Below are 24,054 nucleotides of genomic sequence, written 5' to 3'. Positions count from 1 at the left end.
ATATCAATTATTCATTTATTTTCAATGAAATTATCGCAAAAATTATTAAATTAAGTTAAAAAAAAAGGAATTAACAAAATCTAAACATTTATTTAATATTTTATTTCGTAAAAATATAAATCATTTTAATTGATAATTTCTATATCAAATATTAACAAAATACAACAATAACAAACTGATTATCAAATGAATTAGTCACATTACAATGACAATTAGATATTTAATCAAAATAAAATACAATGCTATGCATATAATATTTTTCACCCCTTTTAGCGAGAGCTAAAGGCTATTAAATAAAAAAACCGCCCGAAGGCGGTAATAAAAATATATTAAAAATTTGTTAAATTTATTTCAACCAGAACGGAGAATAAGCATTAACAGAATACATTTCATCAATACTTGGGTTAGGTACATTCGCAGTATTGGAAATATATTCAGATTGTGCGTACATCAACCTCTTAGGTCTAGATGGATAATAAGATCCCAGTGGCATTGGCAACTGAGGGAATCCAGTTTTAGTATAACTGATATACGTTTCAGTAGGATTAATATTTGTCAATCCAATCCACTTCTGATACTGAATAGCTTCAATTTTATTAGCAGTAGCATTCCAGCTCAATCCTGGTTTCGCTGCTATATTATTAAGATAACTAGTAGCAGATGCAGCAGAAGCTCCCAATGTCAGGAACGATTGAGTAACCCCATCGTTAAATGATGTCTGGCCATTAAATGCCATAGTAGTAGGATATACAACCGAAGCCTCAGCCTGTAAGAATCTAACTTCACCCAAAGTTAATACAAGTCCCGGAAGGGCAGCAAAAGTATTAGCCTGTGTTGATGATTGAGCAAAAGACATGAACAAACCTAAGGTAGCAAAATCACCTTCCGTCATTCCTTCTTCTTTACTTCCTCCTTGAACCTGCCCAACATAACCGGCCACACTAGTAGTAGCAGAACCCATTCCTTGACCTACAAACAATCTAGGAAGTCTTCCATCAACAACTCCAGATGTTAAAGGTGTTTGACCTGTCAATGTATTTATTATATGTTCTGATGCAAATGTTTGTCTGAAACCTGCAGCAATCTCACCCGAACTAATATCTATTCTTCCATATGTATTATAGAATGGATTTCTTTGATCCGTAGTAGCACCAGTGTATCCTGGCTGAATTTTAACATCTGCATTGATAAAATTAGCCAAATTACCTGTAAGTGATGCCATACTTTGCAATTCAGCATTTCTCCAAGCTAGTACTTCCGCATCTGTACATTTAGAAAGCCTTACTAACATTTTCAACTTCACAGTATTAGCCATCTGAGTCCAGAAAGTTCTCCAACTTGCAAGATCCTGCGTAGCACTAGACCCCTGGAAAATAGGATCCTCATTAAAAGCAAGTGTATAGATTGCTCCATCCGGAGTTTGCTGGATTAATGTACGCGCCTGGTTTAATTCCGCCATAAGACTCTTATAGATATCCTTAGCTTTATCATATTTAGGATTTTTGTTAGCCTGGCCTTTAAATGCCTCCGAATATGGAGCATCATTATAAAGATCTACAATCGTCTGCATGTAATAGGCTTTCATAATTTTAGCTACCGCTACATGGTGAGGATATTTTGCCGCATCAGGAGCGTCAATAATACTTTGAAAGTTAGCTAGTCCTAAGTAAAGATTATCCCAAATATTACTGTAGAACTGAGAATCTGCTCTCATTCTGAATTCATCACCATAAGGAGATGCATAATAATAGATATTCCCGGCCCATGCGTTCATCATCAGGTTCCCAAATCTATTCATGGTATTGGCCTGTGTTCTGAAAATAACAGATTCCGCCGCACCAAGCCTATCTTTAGGCGTTACCTGATTGGTATATGCTTCGTTTACGTTTTTATTAACATCTAAGAAATCATCGCTACATGAATTGAAAAACAGCAGCGTTGTCATTCCTAAAATAGGTATTAATATCTTTTTCATTATGATTTATTTAAAAATTAATTGTAGTAGTGAAACCTACTGTTCTTGTTGATGGATATTGGTTAGAGTTAGAAATACCTGAAATATTTCCCGTAGTAAATGATGCTTCAGGATCTGCGTAACCTTTGTTTTCTTTCGCGAACTTATAGAATGGGTTTCTTGCATACACACTGAAACTCAACCCTGTTAAACCAATAGATCTTGCTGTTTCAGAGCTTAGCGCATAAGAAAGACCTAATTCTCTAACTCTGAATGCAGTACCACTCATAATAAAGTTCTCTCCGATTCTTGAATATACACTTCCGTAATAATCCGGTAAGTCAGCATAAGTTTCTCCTCCAGATTTGATTGAAGTGTTTTCAACGTACTGCCCTGCAGAATTCAAATATACAGAGTTTGGAATAATATATCCCCCTTGAGTTCTGTCATATTCAGCTGACTGCTCTAAGCTTCCGCTGAAAGCAAGCCCCTGCATAGCACCAGAATAGATTTTACCTCCATTTCTATATTCCAATACTGCATACAGTCCGAAATTTTTATATTTAAAGTTCGTGTTAAATGCCAATGTATAGTTTGGCGTTACACGACCAAAGTTCACATAGTTATTAGTAATATATGGGTTACCATTATCCGGGTTGATGATAATTCTACCCTGCTCATCTCTCATATATGCTGTAGCCTTCAACATAGGGAATTCCTGTCCTTTAACAGCATAGATTCCCGCATACCCTCCAGTAGAAAGGTTTACTTCGTCCTGTCCATTAGCCAGTTCAATTACTTTTGTTCTGTTGATAGACCAAGCTAAATTAAAATCCCAAGAGAAGTCATTACCTTTAATTGGTGTAGCTCCTAAAGTAACCTCCATCCCCTTATTTCGAATATCTCCAATATTCACCGGAGTAAATCTCAATCCTGATGCGGAAGAAGTAGTCTGGTTAGTAATAAGGTCTTTTGTAGTCTGGATATAAAAACTTGCATCTAGGGTAATTCTGTTTTTAAGGAATCCTAGTCCTAAGCTCACATCGTTACTGGTTACTATTTCCGGTCTGATGTTAGTGTCTGTAGGAGTCTGGTTATTAACAAAACTTAGTGGTAATGATGAACTGAACGGATATCCTGTTCCTAAAACCACTGTATCTTCAATACCAAAGATAGTTACCGGGTCATTACCTACTCTTGTATAAGATGCTTTTACAACCATTCTGCTTAAAATGTCGCTTTCAACATTAAATGCTTTCAAAGGCATAAATGACACCCCTCCAGAATAATAGAAGTAATCCGAATTACTCGCAACGTTCACATCATTATGACGAAGTTTAGATGTATTTTCATAACGAGCAGTACCATTTACAAATAAATAATCTTTATAAGAAATGTCCATATTCGCAAAGAATGCATACTTGTTATCTATAAATCTTCTGTTATTCAAGTTATATGGAATTGTCAGATTCGACAGGTTCCAGTACTGATAAATTCCAGGAATTTTAATCCCTGTACCGCCTACGGAAGTAGTTTTAGATTCAGTCTGCTGAACGTTATATCCTAATGTCAATTTAAAATTAATATCTTTCGTAAAGTCATAATTAAAATTAGCCATTAAATCATTATAGAAGTATCTGGAAATTGCATTAGACTGCGATAAACTTGAAGTAATTGCATTCAGTACTCCAATTCTGTTTATATTACTAACTAATGGTCTTGCATTGGCTGCAGAATAACCATTATTATAATTCAGAACATCTGTTGAAGTAATTTGAGCCGATCCTGTATTAACTAAGGAAATATGGTCATTTATTTTATATCCTAATGAAATTGTACCATTCAACATATCAACTTTAGAGTTGTTTCTAATATTTTTGATTGTCCAATAAGGATTCTGATAATACATAGTCCATGCATAAGGGTGCGGGCTACTTTCGAATTGTGTAATTGGAATTTCAGGAGAAGACTGAAGCAGGTTCGTATAAAGATCCGCAGTTGTTGTAGAAATAGACCTGTTGATATAAGTAACAGTTCCATCTAAAGTAAGTCTTCCCAACTTGAATCCCCCGTTAAACATTACGGAAGTTTTCTTTAATTTATCATCAGCAACAATGAATTCTCTGTCCTGACGGTTAATTGACAATCCGGCGTATGCACCTTCGCTTCCCCCTGTAATAGTCAATGTATTGTTAAAATTAAGACCTGTCTGGAAAAACTCCTTGGCATTATCTTTACTTCTTGCAGCATATGGTGCAAAAATTGATGCTGCTGCATCCTGTGCAGGCACATCTCCATCTGAATTTACAAAAATAAAGCCATCTCCATTTACATCATAGAAAGGCACCCCTATAGCTAATTGCTGACCAGCATATGCAGGATCAGAAAAAGCAGGCCCCCATGACCCATTCTCCACGTGAATTCTATCTCCATACCATCCTTGACCGTATTTCTGCTGTCTCTTCGGAGTGAAGGCTACATTATCAAATTCAACATTACTATTAAAGCTAATTCTAGGTTTTCTGTTTCCGCTTCCTTTTTTAGTGGTAACAATAATTGCACCGTTTACCCCCTGAGACCCGTAAAGAGCAGCCCCTTGAAGACCTAATAAGGTTGTTGTAGATTCAATCATATCAGCCGGTAAAGACTGGAAAATTGTCATATTAGAAATTACACCATCAATAACGATCAAAGGAGCAGTACTTCCTGTTAGGGTTCTTGTACCTCTAATCTTGATATCATAAGTACCATCAATACTACTGTTCGTTTTATTAATTGTAAGACCAGGAACCTTACTTGCTAACGCAGCAACAGCATTGGGAGCACCTGCCTGAGTAAGTTTATCTTTCCCGATAACAGCTGCCGTTGAAGTCTGAGCATCCAGCTTCATTTTTCTGTTCATGGCTCCGGTCATAATTACCTCACCAATCTCCGTCGTTTTAACAGTATCTCTTTCCTGTCCACTTGCTAACGCAAAAGTTGAAGATAGAACTACCACTAAAACACTAGTCGTTAATTTCTTCATATTTAAATTGATTATTTTTTTATTGATTGCAAATATGTGAAACTTTCTTAAAATTACCAAATATTTCGTTAAAAATATTTAATTCCACAACAAGAATAGCCATAATAAGCCAAATACTTACAAATACCCCAATAAAAAACACATATAATTTAAAAGAACTCAAAAGCCCTTAATTACATACAATACAGCCATTGTGTCAAATGGAAGCAATATATTTATTAATATTCAAAAATGTTTAAAAATACAAACATTACACTAAAATATAATTTTCGCTAATTTTACGGTTATTTTATGATTTGATAGAAATAATAATATGGATTTATTGCAAAAATGGACAGATCACTACATCGAGGCTGGATGTGACGAAGTGGGAAGAGGATGCCTTAGTGGGCCGGTAGTGGCTGCAGCTGTTATTTTGGATGATAGTTTTAAGCAAAATCTGGTTAATGATTCCAAAAAGCTGACATTCAAAACAAGAATGGAACTTGATAGCTACATAAAAGATAATGTAAAAAACTACGCTATCGCCGAGCTACCTCCCGCTTTCATTGATGAGCACAACATCCTTAATGCAAGTATTCATGCTATGCACCGTGCTTTAGATCAACTCACAATAATTCCTGAATTAATTTTAGTAGATGGAAATAAATTTCATCCATACAATTATATTCCCTATCAGTGCATTATAAAAGGAGATTCAAAAGTACTCTCCATTGCAGCCGCTTCTATTCTGGCCAAAAATTACAGAGACAGATTAATGATCGAACTTCATGAAGAATTTCCACAATACAGCTGGAACACTAACTTTGGCTACGCAACAAAAGCTCATCAACAAGCCTTAATAAAATACGGTCCGACAAAACATCACAGACAGTCATTCAGATTGAAATATGATTAAATAAATCTTCCAACGGACTCAAAATAAATAAAAGAGAAGCAAAATTTGCTTCTCTTTTATTTATTATAATATCTTTTATCAATCTTAATCCTTACTTCCAGCCCTTCCTTAGAAAATATATTTGAAAAAATTCAAATAAAAACAGTTGGAATAGATATTTTATCTATATTTGAATTACAAACATCATATAATTCTTGTTATTTTTCAAGAAATATAAAAACAATCTCAATATTAAAACATGAAAAACATTACAAAAATCAAAAATGCTAAATTAATTAGCAAAAGCCAGTTAAAACAAATTATGGGTGGACAAATTTGTCCTTGTGATACAGTATGTCCACATATGGATCAACCCGTCCCAAAACCGTGTAACTAAAAAAACAAAAAAGAGAAGCAAAATTTGCTTCTCTTTTTTATATAATATCATCTACTTTTTCTTTCTTTGCTGCTCCTGCATCTTCTGTTGATCCTGAGCTTTCTCCATCATTTCTCTCATTCTTTTCTGGAACTTACCTTCTGCTTTCGGCTTTTCTTTATTGGCCTGAATCTGTGCATGGATTTTCTTTTCATCCAGTATCCAGTACTTAATAACAAGAATAATCAGAATGTTAATCGCATTGGAAACAAAATAATACCATGAAAGACCGGATGCTGATGTATTCAGGAAGAACAGGAACGTAATCGGGAAAATATACATTAACACTTTCATGTTAGGCATTCCTTCCTGTTGAGGCTGCTGCATATTTCCAGAAGTCATTACCGTATAAATCAGGATTACAATTGTACATGCCAATGCAAAAACACTTAAATGATCTCCAAGGAAAGGCACTTTAAAAGGAAGCTTGATCAAATCATCATAAGCCGTCAAATCTTTCGCAAACCAGAACCCCTGTCCTCTAAGATCAATAAAGTTCGGGAAGAAACGGAATAAGGCATAGAAAATCGGAATCTGAACCAGCGCCGGAAGACATCCCGCCATTTGGTTCACACCTGCTTTTCGGTAGATTTCCATGGTAGCCTGCTGTTTCTTCATTGGGTCTGCATCTTTCAGTTTAGCATTCACTTCGTCAATTTCAGGACGGATCACCTTCATCATTGCACTTAGTTTATGCTGCTTATACATGATCGGTGATAAGATCAGTTTCACAATAATTGTCATTAAGAAAATAACCCAACCTGCTGTAAGTCCCCAGCTGGCAATAAAATTATACATTGGCATGAAGAACCCACGGTTCATCCATCCAATAAGAGACCATCCTAATGGTAAGATTTCGTCAAAGTTTTTATCGTAAGATTTTAACAGAGGTAAATCAAGTGGCATAAAATACCATGTAAAATCCTGATTAAGCTCACTTCCGGTCATTTGCACAAATCCTTCAAAATTAAGCTTCTTCAGGTACTCACCTTCCTCAATCGCTTCCTGACTTCCTTTACTCTGTGTGAAACCATTTTTAGCTTCAATTACAGAAGAGAAGAACTGCTGTTTTACACCAATCCAGTTAAGCGTTTCCTTCTCTTCATTCATTTCTGTTCTTCCATCATAATCATAATCTTTATAATTATTGAAAGCATAAGAGAATTCTGAGTGAGACTGTTCCTGCGCTCTACCCTTTTCCAAGTTTCTTACACTGTAATCCCAGATAAAGTCTGCTTTATTATCCGCAGTAATAGCAGCAAGTCCTTTTGTTCTTACTTTAAAATCCAGTGTATATTTCGGAAGCAACGTATAAACAAACTGAATAACAGCACTATTATAATTGGCTGTCATCGTTACAGCATTTCCATTAACAGAGGGTGTAAAAACTAAGTCTTTAGTATTAATTACCTTTCCTGTTTTATCTTTAAACTGAAAACCGTAGTTGGAATTCTTTTTATCAATCAGGTAAAGCGGAAGATCTGCTTTATCCGTTTTATGATCATATGCTTTATATTCTGCAAGTTGTACTTTAGAAACCTGCCCTCCCAGGCTTGAGAATTCAACATTCAATTCTTTGTTGGCCAGACTGGCTGTCTGAATTGAACCAGGAGTTACATTTGGATTGATATTGCTTGCCTGAGTCTGTTTTATAGCATTTTTCACCTGCTCGACTTTTTGCTCCTGAGCTTTTACCTGCTCTTCTTTCGACTGCTTGTTCTGAAAATAGAACATGAATCCGAAAAGAACCAAACATAAAACCGCAAAACTGATCATTTGACTTTTATCGATTCCGTTGTTTTGTTGCATTTTATTTTTATATTAAAATTTTAAATTTAACGAAGCATAACCATGTTATACTTTTTGAGCTGACAAAAATACTGTTTTTTTATCAAAACTCTATGCATTACCATGTTACTATATAATAAACTCAAGCTGAGAATAATCAGCCTGAGTTTAGATAAGACGTTTATGGTAGATAATTACCTTATTTCTTTTCGCAAGCCTTGATAAAAGCTCTGAAAAGAGGGTGCGGCGTTGCTACTGTACTTTTGTATTCAGGGTGGTACTGCACTCCTACATAGAACGGATGATCAGGAAGCTCGAGAGCCTCTACAAGACCTGTTTCAGGATTGGTACCTGTTGCCAGGAAGCCGTTCTTTTCAAATTCCTGAAGGTAATCACTGTTAAACTCATAACGGTGACGGTGTCTTTCGGAAATGTTTTTGCTTCCGTAGATTTCGGATAGTTTTGAATTGTTTTTCAAAGAACATTTCCATGCTCCAAGACGCATTGTACCTCCTTTGTCTACAATATTTTTCTGCTCTTCCATTAATGAGATCACAGGATCCGGGGTTGCCGTATCAAATTCCATTGAATTCGCTTTGGTATGTCCGAGAACATTTCTAGCAAATTCAATTGTCATGATCTGCATTCCCAGACAGATTCCCAGCATCGGAATTTTATTTTCTCTCGCATATTGCGCAGTAAGAACTTTTCCTTCAATTCCTCGGTCTCCAAATCCGGGAGCTACGAGAATACCGTTAACACCTTTTAAAGTGTCTTTAATGTTTTCCGCTGTAATATCTCCGCTGTATACCCATCTTACTTTCACTTCTGTTTCAAGATCGGCACCGGCATGTTTGAATGCTTCGGCAATAGAAATATAAGAATCCTGAAGAGAGATATATTTTCCAACCAAAGCTATTTCTACGGTCTTCTTAGGATTCTGGAATTTTTTAAGGAAATTTTTCCATTCTTTAATATCAGCTTCTTTATCACTTTTAAGGTCTAAACCTTTTAGTACAACATCGTCAAAATTCTGTTTCTGAAGGTAAATAGGAACTTCATAGATCGTTTCAAGATCTTTACATTCAATTACATTATCCAGAGGAACGTTACAGAACTGAGCCAGTTTTGCTCTCTGATCTTTAGGGATCTTATGCTCTGTTCTGCAAACCAGGACATCCGCCATAATTCCGCTTTCCATTAACTGACGAACGGAGTGCTGTGATGGTTTCGTTTTCAGTTCACCGCTTGAAGCAAGATAAGGAAGAAGTGTCAGGTGAATTACCATAGAGTTTTTCTCACCAAGCTCCCATTTCAACTGACGTACCGTCTCGATGTATGGAAGAGATTCAATATCCCCTACAGTTCCACCGATCTCAGTGATGATGATATCGTAGTTCTGCTTGGAAAGCATTTTGATTCTGCGTTTGATCTCGTTGGTGATATGAGGAATTACCTGAACCGTTTTTCCAAGAAAATCTCCTTTTCTTTCCTTTTCAATAACTGTTTGGTAGATTTTCCCTGTAGTAACGTTGTTGTTTTGGGAAGTAGGAGCATCCAGATAACGCTCGTAGTGACCTAAATCCAGATCCGTTTCTGCACCATCTTCGGTTACATAGCATTCTCCGTGTTCATATGGATTCAGTGTTCCCGGGTCGATGTTGATATAAGGATCCAGTTTTTGGATCGTTACGTTAAAACCGCGTGATTTTAACAAAAGTCCCAGAGAAGCAGACACGATTCCTTTTCCCAAAGATGAAGTTACACCTCCTGTCACAAAGATGTACTTTGTATTCTTTTTACTCATTAGATTAGGTTTGTGCAAAGTTAGGGGAAAAAGAGATACAAAGCAATTTTTTACATTTTGAAAACGGAAAAACCTTCCCGCATCAATTATAAATTCCGATTAAAAATTTTATCTATATTTGATAGACACAATGACAAAAAGCTATAACCATCATGATTTCGGTATATAAATTAAAACCAAAGTTTCAGCAGCTGCTTACTCCGGTTTTATTATTTCTGCATAAGAACAGAGTCACAGCCAACCAGATCACCATAAGCTCTATTTTGCTGTCCGTTATTATTGGAATTTTATTCTGGAACGCAGATCTTTCAAAATGGTTTTTCCTGAGTCTTCCCATAGGACTGCTTTTAAGAATGGCACTGAACGCTCTGGATGGAATGATGGCCAGAAAATTCGACCAGACCAGCAGATTGGGAGAAGTCTTAAATGAAGTTGGAGATATTGTTTCCGATGTGATTATCTTTTTTCCATTGCTTAAATTCCAGCCGGAAAGCGTCTACCTGATTGTTACTTTTATTGTTTTAAGTATCATCAATGAATTTGCAGGGCTGATAGGAAAAGTTATCGGAAAAGAACGCCGCTACGATGGCCCGATGGGGAAAAGCGACCGTGCCCTGATCCTTGGAATTTATGGTTTAACTGTATTTTTCGGAGCCAGTATTTCAGGAATATCAATATATATTTTTAGTATTATCATTATTCTTCTGGCTATAAGCACTTATACCCGACTAAAGAAATCCCTGCATGAAGCCTGAAGAAAATAAATTTGCAGATGTCCCGCTACGGGTAAAAACATGGATCTACATCATTATCGTTTTTGCAGTGGGAATATCACATCCTTTGATCATGAAAATTTTTGTGTCATGGATCAGCTTTCAGTGTTTTTTTGAGTTTTTGAGACTATTTAAAATCAATTCAAACCGCATTATCCCATCTTTACTATTGGGGATCACGCAATTTTTCCAGTTACATTTTTTCGGTATTGAAAACTACTTTATCTTTAGTTTTGTTTTCTCTGCCGCCATATTATTATATTTCGTTTTCTTAAAAGCTTCTGTAAAACAACTCTACGGAATTATCATCGCTTTGCTGGTTTGCCTTTTTGCTTTTCCACATCTTTTCTTCATCAGAGAAATGGTTTCCGGACTGAATTCCATTATTTTCATTGTCGTGGTAACAGAATTGAATGATGTTTTTCAATATCTGATGGGCAAATTTTTCGGGAAACACAAAATCACACCCAAAATCAGTCCTAATAAGACTTTAGAAGGATTTATAGGGGGAGTTTTTCTTACTGTACTACTAAGTAATATTTTAGGCTTTTTCTTACTAAAAACAGATATTTTGGTCAATACTCTCTTAGGAATCATTCTTGGAGTTTCAGGATTTATTGGTGACGTCTTTATGTCTTATTTAAAAAGAAAAGCTGATGTAAAAGATACAGGAACCCTTCTTCCCGGTCACGGTGGCCTGTTAGACAGAGTGGACAGCCTGATCTTTAATGCTCCCATTTTTTTCTGGATACTTTTTATTCTTGTAAAAATGTAAGATCATGGGTGAAAAATTTAAAAGAGCTGTTTTATTTTCAGGTGGCGGAACCAGAATGATGGTCTATCTCGGTATGTTTGCCGCTCTGGAAGAAATGGATATGAAACCGGATGTACTCATCGCTTCATGTGGAGGAGCATTTGCGGCAGCTGTCATCAATGCTTTTCCTGACAGTATTTCCCGAAAGGAATACCTGAAATCAGAAGAATATTTCCGGTTTGTATCAGGAACGGTTTTAACAAAGCATAAAAAACTTTCCCGGATTGGCCTTTTCTCTTTAAAAAAACTGCTGGATAAAAGAAATGCTCCTTATATAGAAGATGTCTTTGGCAGATATCTGGTCGAAATGCCACAAAATTTATCCGAAGTTTTCCCTACTTTGAAAAATGCCCAGTTTTCAAAAGAAATTTCAACATTGATCATCGGTTCAGAGATACTTTTTGGCCCAAAAGAAACAGGACTGCAAAGAAACGGCAGGAAACTGTACAGGAAAGTTATTTTAACTGATCCGGAAACTGCTGAAAAAATTGATCCGGAACAGGTCATAATTCAGTCTGAAAATCTCTTAAACAGTGCTGTAGAAAAACTTCCAGCAATAAAAACCAATCTTTCTTTACTTGAAAGTGCCCGCATTTCTGTTTCCGATATGTTTTATGTAGAACCCGTACTTCTTCAGGAAACTTATTTTGCCGGAGGAGCCATTGATCTTGTTCCAACTGAACTGGCCCAACATCTTGCTGAGGAGATTATTATTGAGAAAAAACAGTCTTACAGTCCTGTTGAAGAAGCATTTGTCCGTTCCGTACTCGGCTTCAGCGGTAATGAACGGCTTTCAGAGATTGAAAAAATTCCAGTGAATTTCCAGATTGATACAACAGATATTAAGCAGGCTTTGAAAGGACACTATCTTAAAAAGAGCATCAACTGGGGAAAATTTGAGATTGGTTTTTCTTTTCCGAAAACATACAGCCAGTTTGCAGAAGATATGGAAATGCAGTGGCAATATGGCTTTAATCAAACCATGAAATCTATCCGCAGATGAAAAACTTTTGTTTCTTTTGCGGGCGATAAAAATTCAGCCAACCATCCGACTTTCAGTTTTAAAATCTATTTTTACATAAAATTGAAAATTATAACCATCTCATGAATGTTTTTATAGCAGGCGGAACTTCCGGTATTGGATATGCTCTTGCACAGCATTATCTCGAAAAAGGATATCGTGTAGGAATCTGTGGAAGAAATCCGGAAAAGATTCCTGAAAACCGTCCTGATCATTTAGAAACATTTCAGGCAGACGTTTGTGATACAGATTCTATTGCCATTGCCATACAATCATTTACAGCCGGTAAAAACAGTCTTGATATTTTTATTAACTGTGCAGGAAGCTATGCTGAAGATGTTGCAGGAAAAATTTCTTACGAAGAAGCAGAAGAAATGCTCCAAACCAACATTTTGGGAACAGTCAATTGTTTTGAAACGGCAAGAAAGGTTATGAAAGGACAGAAAACAGGCAGTATTGCCGTCATTGCTTCTGTTTCCGGAATTTTGGAATACGAAAATTCAAGCCTTTATACCAAAACAAAACGGTCTGTAATTCAGATCGCTGATGCATACCGCCGCGCCCTGAAACCTTTCGGAATTTCTGTAACGGCAATCGCTCCCGGATATGTAGATACCGAAAAGCTGCGTCAGCTCAACAATAATGATCTGAGCAAAAAGCCATTTCTTACGAATGTTGAAACTGCTGTAAGCACAATTTCTGCTGCCATTGAAAACCGGGAAAAACTGATTATTTTTCCAAAAAAAATGAAGTGGATGATGAGATCGTTATCCTTACTTCCTTCTTCCCTATTAAATATAATTATGTTCAGGAAAGCCAAATGGATGAAAGACGACCGACCATAAAACAGCAATTTTATTCTTTTGTTCTGTGTGCCATTGTATTCATGATTGTCTACAATTCTGCAGCGTGGTATACCTCAAGGGCTGAAAAAATCCCGTCATTTGTATTTGATTTTGAAAAACATGTTCCGTTTCTGCCCTGGAGCATGATTCCGTATATGACCAGCGGTATTTTTTTCTGTTCAGTATTTTTCCAGTGTAAGGATAAAGAACAGCTAAAAATTTTAACCCGGAGAATGCTTTTTGTTACTGTAGCAGCAGCCCTGTGTTTCATTATGTTTCCATTGCGGTTTTCTTTGCCAAAACCCAATACTGATGATTCTGTTTTAAAGTATTCTTTTCTATTTTTAAAAATATTTGACTCGCCTTTCAACCAGTCTCCGTCGCTTCATATTGCTTATGCTTTTATTTTCTGGACGGTTTTCAGGAACTTTAAAAAATTCCGGACCTTTTTAATGATATGGCTTATTTTGCTGGGAATCTCTACACTGACGACTTACCAGCATCATTTTATTGATATTCTTTCCGGAATTGTTCTTGCTCATATCAGTTTTATCCTTTTCCCATACCGGAAATACGATTTTCAATACAGAAATTTTCATGTTGCCAATTTCTATTTCCTGTTTGGCTGGATCCTGGCTTCGGTTTCAATTCTTTTGAACAGATTTTCTGATCATCTCTGGCTTATTTTGCTCTGGCCGGCATTAATGTCAATGATCATCGGATATCATTATCAAAAAAATCACACTCATTTTTTAAAAGACAAAAACGGAAGGATTTCATTGGCGAAAAAGTCCTTTTATATGCCTTACCTGATCATTTATTGGCTGTTCTGGAAGTTTTTACGGAAAAACAGGAAACCTTTAGAGATTTTACCCCGCATTTACATTTCATCAAGGCCAGGTTCTGAAGATTTACATTATTTCCAAACCAACAACCCTGTTTTAGTATATGACCTTTCAGCAGAAATTGAAGAAATACAGGAATTAAGACAGAAAACGTCATATCATTCAGTTCCCTTTCTTGATATTGGAACTTTTGATATGAATGAGACAAAAAAACTTATTACAGAAATCACGGAAAACTATAAAAAACTTCCGGCAGACGGAAAAATATTCATCCATTGCACAATGGGCTTTGCAAGAAGCTCTGTGATAGGTATTTTGGTAATGAAAAATATTCTATCTTTACCTGTAGACGATGCAGCAGAAACCATGAAGAGCATTAATAAAAATGCAGTACTCCATCCTTATCTGAAGGATTTTTTGAAAAAAATTTAAACTATGAACAACGGACATTTTAAGAGTTTTGACGGTAGTACTATTTTCTACCGTGAATGGAATTACCAGCCTCAGCAGAAAAGTATCATCATTATCCACAGAGGCCATGAGCATTCCGAAAGACTGAATGACATTGCACAATCCCCACAGTTTTCGAAGTACAATATTTTTGCTTTTGATCTCCGTGGACATGGACATACAGAGACAAAAACTTCTTCCGTTTTCATGGATTATGTTAGGGATCTCGATTCTTTTTCTAAATTTTTAGATTCAAAATATAATGTGAATATTTCAGATATTTTCGTTCTGGCTAACAGTATCGGAGGCGTTGTTGCTTCGGCGTGGGCTCATGACTTCGCACCTGATATTGCAGGAATGGCTTTGCTGGCTCCCGCTTTCAAAATCAACCTTATTGTTCCGCTGGCCAATGAAATGATCACTCTCGGAACAAAACTGAAAAAAGGTCTGATCATCAAAAGCTACGTGAAGTCGACTATGCTAACCCACGATCCGGAACAGCAGAAAGCTTATGATACCGACCCTCTGATCACAAGATCCATAGACGCCGAACTTCTTATTGATCTGGCAAAAGCCGGAAAACGTCTGGTAGAAGATGCCGAAGCTATTGACACTCCAACCTTGATTCTCGCTGCGGAAAAAGATCATGTCGTATTTAATAAGGAACCGAAAACCTTTTATGACAAACTTGATACAGATCTGAAAAAATACGAAGTCCTGCCCGGTTTTTTCCATGGGATTCTGTTTGATACCGGAAAAGACAAAGTATATGATAAGGTAGCTGACTTTGCGGAAAAATGTTTCAGCAGGACACATAAAGCGGCTTCTCTTCATCCTGACCGTTTTTCGGTAAAAGAATATGAAGACCTTCAGAATAATATCGGAAACAATCTGAATTTTAAGCTTCAGAAATTTTCACTCAACAGCATCGGAAAAATAAGCAACGGAATGGCTATCGGCCTGAAATACGGCTTTGATTCGGGAGCTTCACTTCATTATGTCTATCAGAACCAGCCGAAAGGGAAGCTGGGTTTTGGAAAAATGATGGATAAAAATTACCTCAACGCCATTGGCTGGAAAGGAATCCGTATCCGCAAGGTACATCTGATCCAGCTTTTGGAGCAGAATATTCAAAAGCTGAAACAGGAAGGCCGGAAAATTAAAATTCTTGATATCGCAGGCGGAACAGGGAATTATTTGTTTGATGTCAAAGAGAAATATCCCGAAGCCGAGATCGTTATCAATGAATTTGTAAAAGCCAATATTGAAATCGGAGAAAAAGTTATTAAGGATAAAAATTACCAAAAAATCCGTTTTACCAATTTTGACTGTTTTGATCCTGAAACTTATAAAAAACTTGATTTTGAGCCAAATATTACTATTATCTCAGGAATACTGGAACTTTTCGGAGATAATGAAATGGCGGCAAAGGCTGTTAAAGGAGCGGCTTCCATTTCCGAGAAAAATTCTTTTGTAGTTTATACCGGACAACCTTGGCATCCGCAACTGAAAATGATTGCTTATGTTTTGAATAATCATCAGAATAAAGACTGGATCATGAGGAGGCGTTCACAGAAGGAACTTGACAGGGTACTGAAATGCAGTGGTGTACAGAAAGAAAATATGCTGATTGATGATTATGGTATCTTTACTGTTTCTTCGGGGAGGGTAAATTTTCAGGCTTTGTAAAAATATATTTATCTCTCGCAGATTTAGCAGATGACGCAGATGTTTGCGTTATAATTAATCTGCCTGATCTGCTAAATCTGCGAGAGATAAAAAAATAAGGACTGCTGTTCCAGAACAGTTTAATAAAAACAAAAAGGTTTCTCAAGTGATTGGGAAACCTTTTTAACTAGGTTATTTATAGAACTATTGTTTTACTAACTCAAAGAATAAACTTACTTCTACGTCCTTTGCTACACCGGCACCCGTTGGGTCATATTTAATTCCATAATCTAGACGGTTAACCGTAAACTTTGCCTGAAAGCCCATCACTTCTTTTCCCTGCTGGTTTTTAGTGATACCTCCAAATGTTACCGGAACACTGATTTCCTTTATAGTTTCCTTAATTTTCATGGTCCCTTTCAATATGTAGGAATTATTTTTATCCTTGGTGATAGAAGTACTGTGAAAGCTCATTGCCGGATATTTATCTACATCAAAGAAATCAGCACTTTTAAGGTGCTTATCTCTCATCTCTACACCTGTGTTAATAGAATTTACTTCTACTCCAAAATCAAAAACGGCATTATCCAAATTGGCTCCTTCAGCAGTTACTCTTCCTTTGAATGCATCAAATCGTCCCTGTACAAAATTAATACCCATATGCTTGATATTAAAGTTTACCGAAGAATGCATAGGATCTACCGCCCATTCGGTTTGTGCGAAACCAAGAATGCTTAACAGCATGAATACGAAGGATAAAAATACTTTTTTCATAGTAGTATATTTTTATATTTTTTTAATTTGAGTAAAGATATGTTATAAAACGATATGCAGTATTGATGTATGTTAGTTTTTAATCTTGGCTGAAATTATTCTGGAATAAATGATATCAAAAAGACATACAATAAGAAAAATCACTATTGAATTTATATACAAAAGTAAATCTATAAGATGACTATCTGTACTCTCCGTAAAATAAGCAAAAGGACCTGCCCCAGACAGCATCAGCATTAAGAGATAAAGAATTTCAAATAAAACAGCCATTTTCCATAGAGTATCATAACCTCTCCTGAATATTAATATGGTTATCAAACCAATTACAGTAATAATCAAAGATCCGACAAGAACAGCCGTTGAAAGCATTCCAAACTGACCGCCGGGCAACTTAAGGAATTCTCCGCTCCAATAGGCAAGCTGAGTGTTGAGAAAACTCATCACAACAAATACAGCCAGACTTTTCAGAAGAATATTTTTCATGTTTGAAAATTAATTAAAATTCTGAAAGGACATTCATTTTTTTTAACTTCGCAGTATGGCAAAACTGAAAACAGCATATTTCTGTCAAAACTGCGGAACCCAATACTCTCAATGGATGGGGCAATGCAAAAACTGTGGAGAATGGAATACTCTTGTAGAGGAAGTGGTTGAGAAAACCTCATCCAAAACTCCCCCTTTTTCAAAATCAAAACAGCACGTCATCAACATTATTGAAGTTGAGACCAGCGAGGAACCGAGAATAAAAACTCCTTCCGAAGAACTTAACCGTGTTTTAGGCGGCGGAATTGTACTGGGTTCCGTAACCCTGATCGGAGGAGAGCCCGGAATCGGGAAATCCACACTTCTTCTTCAGCTGGCCCTAAAGATGAAGAAAAAGGTTTTCTATGTTTCCGGAGAGGAAAGTGCCTCACAGATTAAGATGAGAGCAGACAGATTGACAGACGTTCAAAACCCAAACTGTTTTCTTTTCACTGAAACTTCATTGGAAAAAATCCTTCACGAAGCCAAAAAACTGGAACCGGATTTCATGATCATCGATTCCATCCAGACGCTTCAGTCCCAACTGATAGAAAGTTCACCTGGTACTGTTTCCCAGATCAGGGAATGTTCCAATGAGATTATAAAATTTGCAAAAGAGAATAATACACCCGTTTTTCTGGTAGGTCATATTACTAAAGATGGCCAGATTGCCGGACCGAAAGTTCTGGAACATATGGTAGATGTGGTTTTAAATTTCGATGGAGACAGGAATCATCTTTTCAGACTGCTCAGAGCCAATAAAAACCGCTTTGGTTCTACTTCCGAGATCGGTATCTATGAAATGATTTCCCAAGGTTTAAAAGAGATCAGAAATCCTTCCGAGATTCTGATCACCAAAAAGTTTGAGGAGCTTTCAGGAAACTCTGTAGCAGTAACTCTCGAGGGGAACCGTCCCATGCTTCTGGAAATTCAGGCATTGGTAAGTACCGCTGTTTATGGTACCCCGCAGAGAAGCTCTACCGGATTCGATGCGAAAAGACTGAATATGCTGCTGGCTGTTCTGGAAAAGCGTGCAGGCTTCCAGCTTGGTGCTAAAGATGTCTTTTTAAATATTACGGGAGGCATCAAAACGGATGATCCGGCATTAGATCTTGCCGTGGTAGCTTCTATTCTGTCTTCCAATGAAGATATTGCCATTTCTGAACATTTCTGTTTTGCGGGAGAGATTGGATTAAGCGGAGAAATCCGTCCTATCGCTCAGGTAGAACAGAGAATTACGGAAGCTGAGAAATTAGGTTATGAAAAAATATTTGTTTCAAACCTTAATAAAATTCCGAAAAGGAAATTTGGAATTAAGATTGAGGAGGTAAGCAAAATTGAGGATTTCCACGAAAGGATTTTTTAATTGCATTATTAAATATGGGCTTACTCATTCATATATAATTTATACCTTTAATCTATGAATTATTTAGCCCATTCTTTTCTTACTTTTTCGGACGGCCAGATCGTAGGGCAGTTTCTTGAAGATTTTATCCGTAACAAAGACCGTTATTCTTTTCCGAAAGAGATTCAGGATGGTATTACCATGCACAGGGCAGTTGATACATTTACAGATTCCCACCCCGCTATTCATGAAGCCAAAAAGGTATTTTCTCCTTTGGTAAGGCTTTATGCCGGTGCTTTTGTGGATGTCGCCATGGATTACTTTGTAGCCACGGATCTGTCTCTGCATTCTCTGGCTGAATGGAAAGCCCATTCATTACATGTATACAGAGTATTGCACGAGCATGAACAATGGCTTCCTGAGAATTTCAAAAAAATGCTGGTTAAGATGGAGGAAGATGACTGGTTGTATAATTACCGTGAAGACTGGGGTATCAAATTCAGTATGCGAAATGTTCTCAATAAAGCAAAATACCTGAACCCGGACATTCCTGTTTTTGAAGCTTTTCTGGAAAACAAACTTTTTCTTCAGGAGTGTTACAACGATTTTTTTCCTGATCTTCTCACTCACGCAAAAGGTATCAATACAATGATTCAACTGGACCATAAATAAAAAACACCTACGTCTCCTGTAAGTGTTTTTTAACAATTTGTGTTGTTAGAATCTACTCCTTTCAATGTAGTAAACGGGAAATTTTTACTTTACATTAAAGATTTTATTTGGCTATTGATCAGCTGCTTTGAATTTTTCTGTTGTCTGCTTTCAGATAACCGATCTTTATTATTCAGGTATTTATCTTTTTAACCTTTATTGGACACCGCTTATAAACACGATTATTCAGTATTAATTTAGAATATCTATTCTAATCCCTACTTAAACAATACAAATTATTGGTTCCACTAAATGTTCATAAAGAATGCATCTGTTTCATTTTCATCCCAATAATTTTTGATATTCAATCAAATTGTATTTTTGATGAAAAATTTTACCTTAATAAATTATTAATTAAAAATTAACCATGCTAAAATAGCCATACACAAATATAATTTATTTTAAAGAAAAAACAAATACAATATGTGTTAATTAATAAAATAATACTATAAATAAATTATCAACACCAAAACTTAAAATTCTTTGAAAAATAACCATTAAAAATAATTTCAAAAGAAACACAACTTAAAATTATTAATCAACAATTAGTGATTTAATATTTGTAAAAAGTGGAATAAAGAACCAAGAATACTGCAATAACTAAAACTGCCTATACAAATAACGGTTCGGGTATGTGAGTTTTTCGCTCTTTCTCACGCCATTCACGACCATATGAATAATATTGATCTGGTCATCAAAAAGATTATACAGAATACTGACTGCAGCCTCTACCTTCTTAGGAGCAGGTAACGTTTCCGATTCTAAAAAGACATTAACGGACTCACTGTCTTCTTCATATCCGATATAATTTACTTTTAAAAATCTACCGTCAGCTTTTAATTTAAAATACTCTGTACAGTACTTTTCCAGAGCCTCATTGAGTTTGGTTTTATACTTTTCATCATTGAAATGAAAAGAGCTTCCATATTTTTTACCCAATCCGTTTTCAAGATCGTCCAGGAAAAATCTACCGGTGATCTCAAAAGACTTCGACTTAGCATTATAATTAATTTCTACAGAACCTACATGATAAGGGTGCTTCGCTTCTGAAAAAGAGAATAAAAAAAATACCGGCAACAAAAACAGCCATAAATTCTTCATATGTCCTGATCTTTAAAATTTGTTCGAAATTAATCATTATTTTCGTACGCATTATATTTTTACGTTATGATGCAGGATTTTCTATTCTATCTGAATTTGGGCTGGGAACATATTATTTCTCTCGATGCCCTGGACCACCAGCTGTTTGTTCTTGCTTTGATTGCTGTATACTCTTATACTGACTGGAAAAAAATTCTGATTCTGGTGACCGCATTTACAATCGGGCATTCCATTACACTGGCATTGAGTATTCTTGACGTTTTCAGGGTTCCTTCTGCCTGGGTAGAGTTTTTAATTCCTCTTACCATAGTTCTTACCTCTCTGGATAATATCCTTATGAAAAATAAAAAGCAAACCCTGATGCGGGCCAATTATTATCTGGCAGCCATCTTCGGACTTATTCACGGAATGGGTTTTGCGAATACGGCAAGGGTAATGATCACCAAAAGCCAGAGCATTGCTGTTCCGTTATTGGGCTTTAATATCGGACTGGAACTGGGACAGATTGTTATCGTGGCTGCCATTCTTATCCTTTTATTCGTCTTATTCAATATTTTTAAGGTGAATAAGAAAGACTGGATCCTGTTTGTATCTTCCGGAGTATTTGCATTGGCTCTAAAAATGACTTTGGAAAGAATTCCGTTTTAACTTTGAAACATTTTCAATATTTCAACTACTTATTATTATCTTTGACAACTATTAAATCAATCCGGTAATGAAATTAAAAGCAGCACTATTTTCATTTTCTGTATTTGCATATACAGGCTTCACCGCACAAAATATTCAGAACAATCCGGGAAGTAACCATGGGAACAGGTTTGAACAGCTTGGAACCATACTTCCTACTCCCAATATTTACAGAACGGCTTCGGGAGCTCCCGGACAGGGATACTGGCAGAACAAAGCCGATTATGATATCACCGCTTATCTTGACGAAGACAAAAGAAACCTGAAAGGTTCCGAAACCATTACCTATTACAATAATTCTCCGGATGATCTGGATTATATCTGGCTTCAACTGGATGAAAACGAACAGTCTAATGTAAAAAATGCAGGTTTTGCGTTTCCTTCCACTCTTCCTGCTTCAACTAATGATCAGCAGCTGAAAGTAACTGAGCTTCCTGAAAAAGACAACGGCTACGGCGTTAATCTGGAAAAGGTAACGGATGCTTCCGGAAATCCTCTTAAATACACGGTGAACAAGACGATGATGCGTATTGATCTGCCGAAAGTTTTAAAGAAAGGAGAAAAACTGGTCTTCAAAGTAGACTGGAACTACAATATCCCGAACAGAATTAAAATGGGCGGCCGCGGCGGCTATGAAAATTTTGCAGAAGACGGAAATGATCTGTACACGATGACCCAATGGTATCCGAGAATGTGTGTTTACAGTGATTTTCACGGATGGCAGAACCACCAGTTCACAGGACGCGGGGAATTTGCATTGGTATTCGGAAATTTTAAAGTTTCGATGAATGTACCTGCAGATCATATTGTAGGCGGAACCGGCGAGTGTAAAAATTACGAACAGGTTTTAACCTCAGACCAGATGGCAAGGTACAGAAAGGCTGAAAGTGCTGCCGAACCTGTTGAAATTGTAACATTGGATGAAGCTAAAAAAGCAGAGAAAAATCATTCCAAACAGAGAAAAACATGGGAATTTACAGCTAATGACGTAAGAGATTTCGCATGGACCTCATCCAGGAAGTTCGTATGGGACGGAATGCGTGTTACTATTCCTGAAAATAACAATAAAGTGATGGCCATGAGTTTCTACCCTAAAGAATCTTATAACCTTTACAGAAAATACTCAACAAAAGCTGTTGCCCATACCATCAAAACTTATTCTGAATTCACAATTCCTTATCCCTATCCGGTAGCACAGTCTGTAGAGGCAGCCAACGGAATGGAATATCCAATGATCTGTTTCAATTACGGAAGAACGGAAAAGGACGGAACTTATTCTGAAGGAACCAAAAACGGAATGATCGGAGTAGTGATCCACGAAGTCGGACATAATTTTTTCCCGATGATCATTAACTCAGATGAAAGACAGTGGAGCTGGATGGATGAAGGCCTAAATACCTTCACGGAATATCTTACGGAAGAAAAATGGGATAATAAATTTCCTTCAAAGAGAGGTCCGGCATGGACAATCACAGACTATATGAAGCTGCCGAAAGATCAGCTGGAACCAATCATGAGTAATTCTGAAAACATTATCCAGTTTGGCCCGAATGCTTACTCAAAACCAGCAACAGGTTTAAATATCCTTCGTGAAACCATTATGGGAAGGGAGCTTTTTGACAAAGCTTTTAAAACATATGCTAAAAGATGGGCCTTCAAGCACCCTGAGCCAGCAGATTTCTTCCGTACAATGGAAGATGCCAGCGGTGAAGACCTTGACTGGTTCTGGAGAGGATGGTTCTACGGAACAGATCCTGTAGATATTGCGATCGATAAGGTGACTGTTGCTACTCCGGACCTAAACACCCCACCAAAAGAAGTTAAGAAAATAAAATATAAAGTGGAAAAGCCACTTCAAAATTCATTTGAAGATATTTCAAAAATCAGAAACAGAGAAGATAAAAACATTACTTTCTATGTGGATAAAGACAAGGAATTGCAGGATTTCTACTACAGATATGACAGAGGCCAGGAAAAAGTAGACAATGATAAAGAATATACTGTAAAAGCAGAAGCGGGTATTCCTTTGGATGCTAAGGATAAAGAGAAGTTCAAAAATCTTACAGGCTATCAGATTGACTTCGTAAACAAAGGTGGTCTTGTAATGCCGATCATTCTTGAATTCACTTTTGAAGACGGATCAAAACTGTATGACAAATCATCCGCACAGATATGGAGACAGAATGAGCAAAAGGTTTCAAAGACTTATTATTTTGATAAAAAGATCAAATCTATACAGCTTGATCCGATGAGGGAAACTGCGGATATTGATACTTCCAATAATTTATGGAACAGTGGCGGTGCAGATGGTCAGGTTTCAAAATTCCAGTTGTTTAAACAGAAACAAGGTGCCGGTCCGGTAAGAGGAGGAGCCAGCGGAAAAGAAAATCCGATGCAGGCCGCCGGAAAGAAATCATAAACTAAAAAAGGTTGTTTCACATTTGAGACAACCTTTTTTATTGAACCTAGATTTTGACTAAAGTCTTTTTAGATATCTTTAAATTATACATCTAAAAAATCTGCATAATCTGTGTAATCTGCGAGAGATTTTTTAAACGCAAAGTTTTACTCTTCTTTGAAAACATTTAGAGTGCAAAGAGTGAATCAATTT

General features: G+C 36.6%; 18 protein-coding genes. 11 read left to right on the top strand and 7 right to left on the bottom strand.

Going from position 1 to position 24,054, the window contains the following annotated elements:
• Window positions 1-346: 346 nt before the first annotated feature.
• A complete protein-coding gene (locus ACQWU4_RS18480) occupies window positions 347-1,975 on the bottom strand; it encodes a SusD/RagB family nutrient-binding outer membrane lipoprotein (RefSeq protein WP_429937221.1) in 1,629 nt (542 codons plus the stop codon).
• A 10-nt stretch (window positions 1,976-1,985) separates the two neighbouring features.
• Window positions 1,986-4,979 carry a SusC/RagA family TonB-linked outer membrane protein gene (locus tag ACQWU4_RS18475; RefSeq protein WP_429937220.1) on the bottom strand — a complete coding sequence of 998 codons (2,994 nt, stop codon included), beginning with the start codon at window positions 4,977-4,979 and terminating at the stop codon, window positions 1,986-1,988.
• A gap of 313 nt (window positions 4,980-5,292) precedes the next feature.
• Here ACQWU4_RS18475 and ACQWU4_RS18470 point away from each other — a divergent pair, with 313 nt between their 5' ends.
• Window positions 5,293-5,877, top strand: a complete 585-nt coding sequence (locus ACQWU4_RS18470) for a ribonuclease HII (RefSeq protein WP_429937219.1) — start codon at window positions 5,293-5,295, stop codon at window positions 5,875-5,877.
• 427 nt (window positions 5,878-6,304) lie between these two features.
• Here the strand turns inward: ACQWU4_RS18470 and yidC are convergent, their stop codons facing one another.
• Together yidC and ACQWU4_RS18460 are read right to left on the bottom strand one after the other, a co-directional pair.
• Entirely contained in the window at window positions 6,305-8,101 is a 1,797-nt protein-coding gene (gene yidC, locus ACQWU4_RS18465; protein WP_429937218.1) for a membrane protein insertase YidC, read from the bottom strand.
• A 178-nt stretch (window positions 8,102-8,279) separates the two neighbouring features.
• Complete coding sequence (locus ACQWU4_RS18460; RefSeq protein WP_429937217.1) at window positions 8,280-9,887, bottom strand: CTP synthase; 1,608 nt, start codon at window positions 9,885-9,887, stop codon at window positions 8,280-8,282.
• Between the two features lie 152 nt (window positions 9,888-10,039).
• Here ACQWU4_RS18460 and ACQWU4_RS18455 point away from each other — a divergent pair, with 152 nt between their 5' ends.
• The 6 genes from ACQWU4_RS18455 (at window position 10,040) to ACQWU4_RS18430 (ending at window position 16,324) form a co-directional block, all read left to right on the top strand.
• Window positions 10,040-10,642, top strand: a complete 603-nt coding sequence (locus ACQWU4_RS18455) for a CDP-alcohol phosphatidyltransferase family protein (RefSeq protein ID WP_429937216.1) — start codon at window positions 10,040-10,042, stop codon at window positions 10,640-10,642.
• A complete protein-coding gene (locus ACQWU4_RS18450; RefSeq protein WP_429937215.1) occupies window positions 10,632-11,435 on the top strand; it encodes a phosphatidate cytidylyltransferase in 804 nt (267 codons plus the stop codon). Before ACQWU4_RS18455 ends, ACQWU4_RS18450 begins: the two co-directional genes overlap by 11 nt.
• 4 nt (window positions 11,436-11,439) lie before the next feature.
• Window positions 11,440-12,477 carry a patatin-like phospholipase family protein gene (locus tag ACQWU4_RS18445; RefSeq protein ID WP_429937214.1) on the top strand — a complete coding sequence of 346 codons (1,038 nt, stop codon included), beginning with the start codon at window positions 11,440-11,442 and terminating at the stop codon, window positions 12,475-12,477.
• Window positions 12,478-12,578: 101 nt separating this feature from the next.
• A complete protein-coding gene (locus tag ACQWU4_RS18440) occupies window positions 12,579-13,340 on the top strand; it encodes an SDR family NAD(P)-dependent oxidoreductase (protein ID WP_429937213.1) in 762 nt (253 codons plus the stop codon).
• Window positions 13,247-14,617: a phosphatase PAP2 family protein gene (locus ACQWU4_RS18435; RefSeq protein WP_429937212.1), complete on the top strand. Its 1,371-nt coding sequence runs from the start codon at window positions 13,247-13,249 to the stop codon at window positions 14,615-14,617. The genes ACQWU4_RS18440 and ACQWU4_RS18435 overlap by 94 nt, the downstream gene beginning before the upstream one ends.
• A gap of 3 nt (window positions 14,618-14,620) precedes the next feature.
• The gene (locus ACQWU4_RS18430) at window positions 14,621-16,324 is read left to right on the top strand and encodes a bifunctional alpha/beta hydrolase/class I SAM-dependent methyltransferase (protein ID WP_429937211.1); all 1,704 of its coding nucleotides are present in this window, start codon (window positions 14,621-14,623) and stop codon (window positions 16,322-16,324) included.
• A gap of 183 nt (window positions 16,325-16,507) precedes the next feature.
• Here ACQWU4_RS18430 and ACQWU4_RS18425 read toward each other — a convergent pair whose 3' ends face one another.
• On the bottom strand, window positions 16,508-17,077 hold the full coding sequence (locus ACQWU4_RS18425; protein WP_429937210.1) for a YceI family protein: 570 nt from the start codon (window positions 17,075-17,077) through the stop codon (window positions 16,508-16,510).
• Window positions 17,078-17,149: 72 nt separating this feature from the next.
• The gene (locus ACQWU4_RS18420; protein ID WP_429937209.1) at window positions 17,150-17,560 is read right to left on the bottom strand and encodes a hypothetical protein; all 411 of its coding nucleotides are present in this window, start codon (window positions 17,558-17,560) and stop codon (window positions 17,150-17,152) included.
• Between the two features lie 55 nt (window positions 17,561-17,615).
• On the opposite strand from ACQWU4_RS18420, the gene radA reads away from it, so the two are divergent.
• Window positions 17,616-18,965, top strand: coding sequence for a DNA repair protein RadA (radA, locus tag ACQWU4_RS18415; RefSeq protein ID WP_429937208.1), 1,350 nt, complete (start codon window positions 17,616-17,618; stop codon window positions 18,963-18,965).
• A 54-nt stretch (window positions 18,966-19,019) separates the two neighbouring features.
• Window positions 19,020-19,616: an ACP phosphodiesterase gene (locus ACQWU4_RS18410; RefSeq protein ID WP_429937207.1), complete on the top strand. Its 597-nt coding sequence runs from the start codon at window positions 19,020-19,022 to the stop codon at window positions 19,614-19,616.
• Between the two features lie 639 nt (window positions 19,617-20,255).
• Here ACQWU4_RS18410 and ACQWU4_RS18405 read toward each other — a convergent pair.
• The gene (locus ACQWU4_RS18405) at window positions 20,256-20,756 is read right to left on the bottom strand and encodes a DUF6702 family protein (protein ID WP_429937206.1); all 501 of its coding nucleotides are present in this window, start codon (window positions 20,754-20,756) and stop codon (window positions 20,256-20,258) included.
• Between the two features lie 69 nt (window positions 20,757-20,825).
• On the opposite strand from ACQWU4_RS18405, the gene ACQWU4_RS18400 reads away from it, so the two are divergent.
• Both ACQWU4_RS18400 and ACQWU4_RS18395 read left to right on the top strand, forming a co-directional pair.
• The gene (locus tag ACQWU4_RS18400; protein ID WP_429937370.1) at window positions 20,826-21,404 is read left to right on the top strand and encodes a HupE/UreJ family protein; all 579 of its coding nucleotides are present in this window, start codon (window positions 20,826-20,828) and stop codon (window positions 21,402-21,404) included.
• Window positions 21,405-21,471: 67 nt separating this feature from the next.
• Window positions 21,472-23,862 (top strand): M1 family metallopeptidase, encoded by a 2,391-nt coding sequence (locus ACQWU4_RS18395; RefSeq protein WP_429937205.1) that lies wholly within the window; start codon window positions 21,472-21,474, stop codon window positions 23,860-23,862.
• Window positions 23,863-24,054 lie beyond the last annotated feature (192 nt).

Origin of the sequence: Chryseobacterium sp. MIQD13, assembly GCF_050496705.1 — a bacterium.
Lineage (GTDB): Bacteria > Bacteroidota > Bacteroidia > Flavobacteriales > Weeksellaceae > Chryseobacterium.
This window is presented reverse-complemented; position numbering and strand designations above follow the sequence as displayed.